Annotated in this window: 7 protein-coding genes; 3 read left to right on the top strand and 4 right to left on the bottom strand. The window is 41.1% G+C overall.

Annotated features, from left to right (window positions below):
• Window positions 1-65: 65 nt before the first annotated feature.
• The 3 genes from relA to dgt form a co-directional block, all read right to left on the bottom strand.
• Window positions 66-2,297: a GTP diphosphokinase gene (gene relA / locus SJ312_RS08940; protein WP_094960957.1), complete on the bottom strand. Its 2,232-nt coding sequence runs from the start codon at window positions 2,295-2,297 to the stop codon at window positions 66-68.
• Window positions 2,298-2,313: 16 nt separating this feature from the next.
• Entirely contained in the window at window positions 2,314-3,645 is a 1,332-nt protein-coding gene (rlmD, locus tag SJ312_RS08945) for a 23S rRNA (uracil(1939)-C(5))-methyltransferase RlmD (RefSeq protein ID WP_094960956.1), read from the bottom strand.
• Window positions 3,646-3,820: 175 nt separating this feature from the next.
• Window positions 3,821-5,347, bottom strand: a complete 1,527-nt coding sequence (gene dgt, locus SJ312_RS08950) for a dGTPase (protein WP_110592257.1) — start codon at window positions 5,345-5,347, stop codon at window positions 3,821-3,823.
• Window positions 5,348-5,604: 257 nt separating this feature from the next.
• Here dgt and mtnN point away from each other — a divergent pair, with 257 nt between their 5' ends.
• Complete coding sequence (mtnN, locus tag SJ312_RS08955) at window positions 5,605-6,297, top strand: 5'-methylthioadenosine/S-adenosylhomocysteine nucleosidase (protein ID WP_036958290.1); 693 nt, start codon at window positions 5,605-5,607, stop codon at window positions 6,295-6,297.
• 68 nt (window positions 6,298-6,365) lie between these two features.
• Window positions 6,366-7,196, top strand: a complete 831-nt coding sequence (gene btuF / locus SJ312_RS08960) for a vitamin B12 ABC transporter substrate-binding protein BtuF (RefSeq protein ID WP_319867463.1) — start codon at window positions 6,366-6,368, stop codon at window positions 7,194-7,196.
• A 184-nt stretch (window positions 7,197-7,380) separates the two neighbouring features.
• Here the strand turns inward: btuF and erpA are convergent, their stop codons facing one another.
• Window positions 7,381-7,725, bottom strand: coding sequence for an iron-sulfur cluster insertion protein ErpA (gene erpA, locus SJ312_RS08965; protein WP_004260480.1), 345 nt, complete (start codon window positions 7,723-7,725; stop codon window positions 7,381-7,383).
• 213 nt (window positions 7,726-7,938) lie between these two features.
• Between erpA and hemL the strand changes: the two genes are divergently transcribed.
• Window positions 7,939-9,228: a glutamate-1-semialdehyde 2,1-aminomutase gene (gene hemL / locus SJ312_RS08970; RefSeq protein ID WP_110592616.1), complete on the top strand. Its 1,290-nt coding sequence runs from the start codon at window positions 7,939-7,941 to the stop codon at window positions 9,226-9,228.
• Window positions 9,229-9,492: the final 264 nt, after the last annotated feature.

Genomic DNA, 9,492 nt, shown 5'->3' on the forward strand with positions numbered 1-9,492 from the left:
CATAAGTATGTGACCCGAGTAGCTAAGTGCAGCCAACACCCCTACAACTCAAAATATGAAGAAAATCACTGGGAATGGCGTTTTGCCTCAATAACATCCGGCAACTGATTTAATTTTGCTAACACCCGGCTCAGCACCTCAATATTATACAGCTCAATTGTCATATCTATCGTTGCCAATTGCTGCTTCACATCGCTGCGGCTACTGACGCCAAGCACATTAACCTTCTCATTAGCTAATATTGTCGTGATATCACGTAGTAGACCACTACGGTCATTGGCGACAACTCTAACCACGAGAGAATAACCACTGGAATAGTTTTCTCCCCAAACTGCATCTATCACACGTTCTGGCGCATGACTTTGCAGCTCAGCTAATTGTTCGCAATCCGCACTGTGAATAGAAATACCTCGTCCTTTCGTGATAAAACCGACAATTTCATCCCCTGGAATTGGCTGGCAACAACGTGCAATATGGTGCATTAGGTTACCAACCCCTTCAACCACCACTCGACCACTACCATGGGATGGTGCTCTTGGGAGTGAAGACTTACTTTCTAATGTCTTCATTGCCGCGCGGTCTTCTTCTTCTGCGGTGGCTTTGTTAAATTTGCTTTGCAGGAAATTCACTAATTGGTTGATACGAATATCACCACCACCAATTCCTGCTAAAACTTCATCCAATGAGTGAACATTATAGCGCGCGATTAGCAGTTTTTCGGCCTCTCGGAGGCTGATATCAAGCTGCGATAATTCGCTATCAAGAATTTGGCGCCCTGCGAGAATGTTTTTATCTCTATCTTGTTTACGGAACCAATTTTGGATTTTGGCTCGTCCACGACTGGTTGTTACATACCCTAAGTTAGGATTTAACCAGTCACGGCTTGGGTTTGGATGCTTTTGAGTGATAATTTCAATTTGGTCACCCATTTGTAATTGATAGCTAAATGGAACAATACGCCCACCTATTTTTGCACCAATACAACGATGGCCGACATCACTGTGAATGTGATAAGCGAAATCAAGCGGCGTCGAGCCTGCTGGCAAATCCACCACATCCCCTTTTGGGGTAAAAACATACACTCTGTCATCAAACACTTGGCTACGAACTTCATCTAGCATTTCGCCAGAATCTGCCATTTCTTCTTGCCATGCAATCAGCTTACGTAACCACGCAATACGGTTTTCGTAGCTACTTCCTTTGCCAATACCAGTCGCGCCTTCTTTGTATTTCCAATGCGCCGCAACCCCCAGCTCTGCATCTTCATGCATTTGACGGGTACGAATTTGAATTTCAAGTGTTTTGCCGTTTGGCCCTAATACTACTGTATGAATCGATTGATAACCATTAGGCTTTGGATTCGCCACATAGTCATCAAACTCATCAGGAAGGTGGCGAAAATGGGTATGAACAATTCCTAATGCAGCATAACAATCCTGCAAGCGTTCAACGACAATACGCACCGCTCGCACATCAAACAGTTCATCAAATGCCAATGATTTTTTCTGCATTTTACGCCAAATACTGTAAATATGCTTAGGTCGGCCATAGATATCTGCTTGAATATTCTCTTTTAACATGTACTTACGTAAGGTTGTTACGAAAGTATCTATGTACTCTTCACGGTCAATACGACGTTCATGGAGGAGCTTTGCAATTTTCTTATATTCATCGGGATGCAAATAACGAAAACAAAAGTCTTCTAACTCCCATTTTAACTGCCCAATTCCTAGGCGATTTGCTAAAGGAGCATAAATATTTGAACACTCTTTTGCAGCTAAGACGCGCTCATCTTCCGTTGCATCTTTGACTTCACGTAAATGAGCAATTCGTTCCGCTAACTTAATAACAACGCAGCGGAAATCCTCTACCATTGACAGTAGCATACGACGAATATTATCGACTTGTGTCGAGCTGGTTTCGCTTGATTGTGTTGCTTTGAGTTGGCGGATCGCATCCATTTCCAGCACGCCTTTAACAAGTTCGTGAATGGATTTGCCAAATTCCTCAATAACTTCTTGTTCTTCTAACTTCCCTTCTTCCACTAAGGGGAAAAGCAAAGCCGCTTGTAAGCTGCCGATATCCATACTTAATGTCGATAGGATCTCGGTCATTTCAATACCGCGCCACAGCAACAGAGGGGCGATTTCTTGTCCGGCTAATTTATCGTGACAATATTGCCAGGTATGGATGAGCTTTTCTTCTGATTGTTTATTGCTCAATCCCAGGCCGTTAACCCACTTTTCTGGGGCAAACTCACCTGCTGGGGTAAGATGCGCACTTCTTACTGCAACCATATATTCTCCCTACCTATTAAACCTCTGGGCGACGGATAAATAACGCCATTGACTCTAAATGGCTAGTTTGCGGAAACATATCTAGCATCCGCAACTGTAATAATTGATAGCCCCCATCGAGTAAAGCTTTGCTATCTCTTGCCAATGTTGTGGGGTTACATGAAACATAGACAATTTTTTCTGGCATCAGTTTAATTAAATGTTCCATAACACCAGCAGCTCCAGCCCTAGCTGGGTCTAATAACACTTTATTAAAGCCATGAACTGCCCAAGGTTGTGTGTGTATCTGGGCTTCTAAGTTTTCATTATAGAATGTCGCATTACAAATAGTATTGAGCTGTGCATTGTTTCGTGCTTGTTCGACTAAATTTTCCACACCCTCAACACCCACAACAGATGTCACTAACCGTGCAATTGGCAATGTAAAGTTACCCATTCCACAAAAAAGATCTAATACCCTATCTTCACTGTTTAGATCTAACCATGCTAAAGCTTGTTCTACCATCTGCTGGTTAACTTGCCCATTCACTTGAATAAAATTTAACGGATTAAATTTTAGTATTTCCCCTGCAACTTGATATTCAGGTTGTGGCGAATTTGGTGACAGAGCCTGTAAGTTTTCATCATTACCCGCTAACCAGATAGACACTCCGTGCTGATTTTCAAAATCGCTTAACTTTTGGGTATCTGATAACGAAAAAGGGGTTAAGTAACGAATCAATACAATTTTACAATTGTCTGCACGAATAAGTTCTACATGGCCCAGTTTCGATTTATTACTGAGCTGGTTAATACATTCAGAAAGTGGTTTTAGTAAGATATCCAAATCAGGGGACAAGATAGGACAATTTTTTATATCAACCAATGTGTTAGATTGAGATTGACGAAACCCCATAACGACATTTTTACTTTTAGGCTGATACTGTAGACCTAATCGAGCTCGACGGCGGTAACCATATGGCTCACCACTAATCACCGTGGGAACGGATATATCTAGCGATGTTTCGCGCTGCATCAAGTAAGCTAAAGCATGAGCTTTGCTTTCTCTTTGCAGTGCAATGTCAACATGTTGCTGTTGGCACCCTCCACATTGGTTAAAATAACGGCACCGTGGTTTTACTCTTTGTGGGCTAGTGCTCAAGCGTTTAGTCACCTTCCCTTTAGCAAAATGCCGCTTCTCTTCCGTCAATTCAATTTGTGCTTCTTCTCCAGGCAATAAACCTGTTACAAAAATGGTTTTTCCTTCGATACGGGCAACACCTTGCCCTGCAGCATCGAGGCTATCAGCTACAACCGTGATTTGACGGCGTGAAGTGGTACGGCGATTAGGAGAGTAAAATTGAGCCATAAAGTAGTCACTACAGAGTATTAAGTTATAAAAATCATGATTGCCGAATTTTCAATTTTAATGCGTTGTTTTTTTCGCTAATTAATCCAGAAAAACGGTCAGTCCCATTATACCTGTTTTTCCTATCATTTGATTGACTACTTTTCCATTTTTATTATGCCATTCAATTATTATATTAGTTACTAACCATAAATTTACGATATTCTTCATAGGCATAGTGGTCTGTCATACCGCTAATATAGTCTTGAATCAAACGAGCTCGATAATAAAACTCCAGAATAGATTTATCTGCTTCATTCGTTGCAGAAATTTTCTCAAGTGCTTCCGTGTAAGATAAGCGATGCTTATTAGATAATTTATGGAACAATCTCGTTTCAATGAAAAAGTGCTTGTGGTAATTTTTTTCAACGAGCTCAGCAAAATCCCTTCTATTCATCATCAGTAATGGGCTATAAAAATCTAATAACCCACTGATAATTCGGTAGCCTTGCAACTCTAACTCTTCAACTTCATGGTGGTTAAATACATGTTTAAAAGCCACTGTTTTCAATACTTTCAGTAATCTATGTTCTGGGCTTTTATCTTCTAACAAAGCGCTGTTAAAAGTGCCATTATAAATTTCAGGCAGATTTTTAATAAACTGCAGTGCACTGTAATGAGACAACTTCCCTGTAATATTCACGCGCAAATACATAAAGAACTGATCTTGCTGAATACGCCTTGTGTGGTTGTCACTGATATTATTGAAAGCTCGCATGACAGTTTGATCGAACAAATCATTTTGTTCAATATCACCCCACTCTGCTTTTAAGTACTCAATCAACTGCTCAACAGTAAAAATGCCTTTTTCCGCGGCATCATCTAAATCAGCAATACAATATGAAATATCATCAGCCGCTTCCATAATATAGGACAGAGGGAAACGGCAGTATTTCTCCATATCGAGTTTTTTGGTTAACTCACTGACAAAGTCCACCTCTGACCAATAATAGCCTGGTTTTTTCATCAAATAATCAAACTCAGGGGGAATTGGCTCCAAATCATAAGCTCCACGCGTATATTTTAAGATAGAACCAATTTGTGCATAGGTTAAGTTTAGTTTGAGTAATCGATGCGCCATGCGCAGCCCTTGCGCATTACCTTCAAATGAGCATAAATCCTGCTTTAATTGACGGCGGAATAAATCTTGCTTTTCATTTCCAGTTAACTGTAATGCCGGTATTTGGCATGGGTCAGGGGAATTGGGTGTATATAAGTAACTTGGCGACAGTAACTTGGTAAACCACTGTTGAATTGCGGCCTCACCAAAGTGCCCAAATGGTGGATTACCGATATCATGCATTAAACAAGCCATTTCGACTAAGCTTTCAAACGCATCACAACGTTCATCTAGCCCATAGGACTCCAGTAATTTTTTCTTTTTTAATTCACCTAAAACCGTTTTACTGATGTAACGGCCAACCTGCTGAACCTCTAGTGAGTGAGTTAATCGGCTACGCACTGCTGCGTTTTGCTCTAAGGGAAAAACTTGTGTTTTTTGTTGTAAGCGGCGAATGGCTGCTGAATTGATAATCCGCCCACGGTCACTTTCAAATAAGCGATTAACCGCATCTTCATCTTTAGATGAAATTTTTTGGTTTTTCGCACTGCTCATGTAGTTACGCTGAAAGTTTAGCTTCTTAACAAAATTAATCTCACCCACTCTGCCACCTTCCCTATTTCGATTGATGTTTCATTATATAGCCTAAATACAGGAAAAAACCTTCACGACTCACCTTTCAATGTTACACTTCGTGCATCTTTGTAATTTCGTTGTCAAAATTCGAGTTGTTGCAATTAAAATTGCGAACCCACTCGAAGAATGCAGCAATAACACAATAAAACATTATCGTCCCTAGTCAAAATATTGACACTATATTGACATTAATAGTGCAAATTGTGCAGGGAAAAGGAGACAAAATGAAAGTTGGAATAATTGGCGCCATGGAACAGGAAGTGGCGATTTTGCGCTCACAAATTGAAAACTGCCAAACTATTAACCGTGCTGGCTGTGAGATTTATACAGGCCAAATTAATGGCGTTGACGTTGCGTTATTGAAATCAGGTATTGGAAAAGTCGCAGCCGCAATCGGTACAACGCTATTATTAGAACATTGCCAACCAGATGTCGTGATTAACACAGGTTCCGCAGGTGGTTTAGACCCTCGTTTAAACGTCGGCGATATCGTGGTTTCTACAGAAGTTCGTTACCATGATGCTGATGTGACCGCATTCGGTTATGAACCCGGCCAAATGGCACAGTGTCCGCCAGCTTTCGTTGCTGATACTAAGTTAATTGAAGTTGCTGAGCAGTGCATTAAGTTATTGGATATGAACGCTGTTCGTGGATTAGTCTGTAGCGGTGATGCTTTTATTAATGGTGCTGAGCCACTGGCGCGCATCAAAGCGATGTTCCCACAAGTTGCGGCAGTAGAAATGGAAGCCACCGCGATTGGTCAAGTATGTCACCAATTTGGCATTCCATTTGTCGTCGTTCGTGCCATTTCAGATGTTGCAGATAAAGAATCCCACACGAGCTTTGATGAGTTTTTACCTGTTGCTGCCCGTCAATCTTCCCTGATGATCACAGCAATTTTAGCTAAACTCGCTTAATCATTTGCAAAAAAGGTATAACCATTTGTTAGTTATACCTTTTAATTAATTCTACGATGAATTTTGTTATGAAACGAATTACGCATTATTTTTCCCTTACTATCACCTTATTATGTGCTTTATTGGTGGCCTTTTCTGCTCTAGGAGCAACAAAGCAGCGCGTTATTAGTTTATCACCGGCCAATACTGAACTTGCTTATGCAGCAGGGCTTGGAGATAGCTTAATTGCGGTCAGTGCTTACTCCGATTACCCAGAGCAAGCAAAAAAATTAGAACAAGTCTCTGATTGGCAAGGTTTAAATGTAGAACGTATTATCGCACTTAAACCTGATTTAATCCTCGCATGGCGAGGAGGTAACCCCCAGCGGCCTCTTGATCAACTCGCAGGCCTCGGTATCCCAATTATTTATTTCGATCCTCAAACTATTGATGATGTCATCAACTCAGTGATTGAATTAGCACAATACAGCCCAACCCCAGAGATAGCACAACAAAATGTTGAAAAAATGCGCTCTAGGCTCGCTCCTTATCAAAAAGAAAAAATTTCTAATAAAAAATCAAAGAAAGTGTTCATTCAACTCGGTACTCAGCCTTTATTTAGCGCAGGTAACCACACGCTGCAAAATGATGTCGTAGAGTTTTGTGGTAGTGAAAATATTTTTGCTAATAGCGCTGTTCAATGGCCTCAAGTCAGTCGTGAGCAGGTGCTCACTCGCAAGCCAGATGTAATTATTATGACTGGTTCAGCCGAACAGGAAAAAACAGTGAAAAAATTTTGGCACTCACAGCTCAATGTCCCAATTATCCGATTAAATGAAGATTGGTTTCACCGAGCAGGCCCAAGGATTGTTAATGCGACAGAACAACTGTGCAAGCAGTTAAACGCATTATCTGATTGAGAATTACAAATTACAAATTACAAATTACAAATTACAAATTACAAATTACAAATTACAAAAATTTTCTAAATAGTTCGAGTTGTGGCAAGGCGGCAAATGAAGATATCTCGGGGAGCATACATTAGTATGTGACCCGAGTAACTGAATGAAGCCAACACCGCCATAACTCGAAATATGACGAAAATTAGACGCTGAAAGACGAACCACACCCACAAGTAGACTTAGCATTCGGATTGGTCACAATAAAGCGCGAACCTTCTAAGCCTTCAGTATAATCAACACTTCCACCCACTAAATATTGTAGGCTCATTGGGTCTACGACAAGAGCAACACCTTGTTTCTCGATTGTCATATCGCCTTCATTGATCTGGTCATCAAATGTGAAACCATATTGGAAACCGCTGCATCCGCCACCAGTGATATAAACACGCAGACGCAGGTTTGGGTTGTCCTCATCAGAGACTAGATCTTTAACTTTAATTGCTGCCGCATCAGTAAATTGCAAAGGCAGAGCTGCATCATCACTCATTTTTTACTCCAAACCGGTGACCGGTAAATTCATGTGTAGGCTAAAACCTACTCAGATCAATTAACCTAATTATCCGCCACTTGACTGAATGGTTCAAGTGTTGTTACGCAATTAGACACATTGTGCATATCTTCGTATCAACATTTGGTTTAATTGGTGTGGTGCTTTAGAATGAGAGCAATTTTTTTCTTAGCCTCTTTCTGGAGCCCTGCGATGTCACAATCTGAAAAACTTTACGCACAAGCAAAAGAACAAATTCCTGGTGGTGTAAACTCCCCTGTTCGTGCTTTTAATGGTGTTGGTGGAACCCCATTATTTATTGAAAAAGCGGATGGCGCTTATATTTATGACGTTGATGGTAAAGCCTATGTAGATTATGTTGGCTCATGGGGACCAATGGTTTTAGGCCATAACCATCCTGAGATCCGTGATGCCGTGATCAAAGCGGTTCATAAAGGATTAAGTTTTGGCGCTCCGACTGCCGCTGAAGTTGAAATGGCTGAATTAGTTTGTGAACTAGTCCCCTCTATGGATATGGTACGCATGGTAAATTCAGGCACTGAGGCGACCATGAGCGCAATTCGCCTAGCTCGGGGTTACACAGGCCGTGACAAAATCATCAAATTTGAAGGCTGCTATCATGGCCATGCAGATTGCTTATTAGTCAAAGCAGGTTCTGGTGCGCTTACTATGGGCGAACCAAACTCTCCTGGCGTTCCTGAAGATTTTGTAAAACACACATTAACTTGTACCTATAATGACCTGTCTTCAGTCCGCCAAGCATTTGAAAATTATCCAGAAGATATTGCATGTGTCATTGTTGAACCTGTTGCAGGAAATATGAATTGCGTACCACCAACAGCTGAATTTTTACCCGGTTTACGTGCATTATGTGATGAATTCAATGCCGTACTCATCATTGATGAAGTCATGACAGGCTTTCGCGTCGCATTAGGTGGAGCACAAGATTACTACGATGTTCAACCTGATTTAACCTGTTTAGGTAAAATCATCGGTGGTGGTATGCCTGTTGGTGCCTTCGGTGGCCGCCTTGAAATTATGGAAAAACTAGCACCAATTGGGCCTGTTTACCAAGCAGGGACCTTATCTGGTAACCCTGTCGCGATGGCTGCTGGCCTCGCTTGCTTAAAAGAAGTCTCTCAGCCGGGAGTCCACTCACGTTTAAATGAATTAACAGAAAAGTTAGCTCGTGGTTTAAAACGTGTTTCCGCAGAGCAAGGTATCCCGATGGTTATCAATCACGTCGGTGGCATGTTTGGTATTTTCTTCACCGATGCCCCAACCGTAACTTGCTACCAAGATGTGATGAAATGCGACGTTGAGCGCTTTAAGAAATTTTTCCATTACATGTTAGAGCAAGGTATTTACCTCGCGCCTTCTGCATTTGAAGCTGGCTTTATGTCTATCGCCCACAGCGATGAAGACATTGAGAAAACTATCAAAGCCGCAGAAACTGCATTGATGAAAATTAAAGAGAATTAATTCACATTGATGTTATAGAGGTGAAATTTTATCCATTTTCACCTCTATTTTTTTATAGTTAAGAATAGATAACTCTAGGTTCGACACCACAATTCCCTAACTAATTAGCCTTTCAAATAAGCAATTCGCCAACTAATTAATTCTCTAAAGAGTTCGAGTTGTGGCAAGGCGACAAATAACGAAATTTCTAGGAGCATACACAAGTATGTGACTAGGGTTGACGAATGAAGCCAACACAGTCACAACTTGAAATATGACGAGAAG

The sequence above is a fragment of the Providencia sp. CIM-Carb-044 genome (assembly GCF_033901115.1).
GTDB classification, from domain to species: Bacteria; Pseudomonadota; Gammaproteobacteria; order Enterobacterales; family Enterobacteriaceae; genus Providencia; species Providencia hangzhouensis.

Bases quoted from the DNA above. Each gene is read 5' to 3' on its own strand.
- relA (WP_094960957.1), bottom strand. From the start codon at position 2,297: ATGGTTGCAGTAAGAAGTGCGCATCTTACCCCAGCAGGTGAGTTTGCC.
- rlmD (WP_094960956.1), bottom strand. From the start codon at position 3,645: ATGGCTCAATTTTACTCTCCTAATCGCCGTACCACTTCACGCCGTCAA.
- mtnN (WP_036958290.1), top strand. From the start codon at position 5,605: ATGAAAGTTGGAATAATTGGCGCCATGGAACAGGAAGTGGCGATTTTG.
- btuF (WP_319867463.1), top strand. From the start codon at position 6,366: ATGAAACGAATTACGCATTATTTTTCCCTTACTATCACCTTATTATGT.
- erpA (WP_004260480.1), bottom strand. From the start codon at position 7,725: ATGAGTGATGATGCAGCTCTGCCTTTGCAATTTACTGATGCGGCAGCA.
- hemL (WP_110592616.1), top strand. From the start codon at position 7,939: ATGTCACAATCTGAAAAACTTTACGCACAAGCAAAAGAACAAATTCCT.